The 1,075-nt window shown below is 31.7% G+C and carries 1 protein-coding gene and 1 pseudogene; both read right to left on the bottom strand.

Annotated features, from left to right (window positions below):
- Positions 1 to 530: alpha/beta hydrolase family protein (locus tag B6S12_RS10660; protein ID WP_484083248.1), on the bottom strand; the 530-nt coding region annotated here is incomplete at its 3' end.
- 260 nt (positions 531 to 790) lie between these two features.
- Positions 791 to 1,075, bottom strand: a pseudogene (locus B6S12_RS10650) (tRNA 2-selenouridine synthase); the annotation flags it as partial.

The raw sequence follows: 1,075 nt of genomic DNA, 5'->3' as shown, positions 1-1,075 counted from the left end.
CCTAAAGAATGCCCTACAATATCGATTTTAAAATCATCACTTCCATGCTTGTTTCTAATATTTTCTAAAACACTATCACTATAATGGATTAAAGATATCACTTGTGGAATTCCAAGTCCTAAAGCCACCATTCCATCTGTAAAAACAATATCTTTTACAAATTGCATTCCTTTCATTTCAGTGCCACGAAAAGTTAAGATATAAGTGTTATCATTTTTACTTGTATCTTTAAAAATAGTATGAGAATAACCACTAATGCTAGTATTTTTTATATGATCTATAAGTTCATAACGAGAAACAAATTTTTTAGTGCGTGGGCTAAGGTGGTATCTTAAATTTATAGTATCTTTATTGTGCTTTTCAAAATTTAGGGTCAATAGATATTCTTGATCTTTTGCTTCTTTGTCTTCTTTGTTTCTATAAATAAAAACTTGAGCTTGAGTGTCTATCTCCTCAGGCAAACTATCTTGAGTGCGATCTTTTGGATCAGGCTTTGTGATTTTTCTGCCTAAAGAAAATCTAGCTTCCATAATAGCAGCATAGGCAGTGGGATCTCCTACTTCGCGTTTATTTTTTGAAATTAAACTTTTTGTGGGTTCGTTTTGAATATGCTTGTCCTCTATCTCATACCCTAGCTTTATCCCATCTGCATAAAGCCATAAAGGTGGGGTTTACGCATTATCAAAAAAGCCTTTCTCATCATTCTCATCAATTAAATGTAGCATCGCATAGCTAGCATCTGCTACATCTGCATAATCTTTGATTTCAACAAGAAGTTCTTTAGGACTCATTAATACCTTTCTAAATTATATTTTTCATCGCTTCTTACAAATTTACCATTGATAAAATAATGAAAAAATCCACCACCAACACCTTTGTGCCTTATGCTTGTAAAGCTAAATCCTCTTCCTTCATCTCCAAATAAACCAAAGCTTCTTTCATTATACATAAATCTAGTAGAAAAAACAACAGGATATTTTTTACCCTTACACACATAATAAGTCCTAAGAAGCAAATAAGGTCTTAATTTTTTATAAGTTTCTTCACCCATATATGCCCTAAATTGATCTTCATA

The sequence above is a fragment of the Helicobacter valdiviensis genome, assembly GCF_003245365.1.
Classification (GTDB): Bacteria; Campylobacterota; Campylobacteria; order Campylobacterales; family Helicobacteraceae; genus Helicobacter_D; species Helicobacter_D valdiviensis.
This window is presented reverse-complemented; position numbering and strand designations above follow the sequence as displayed.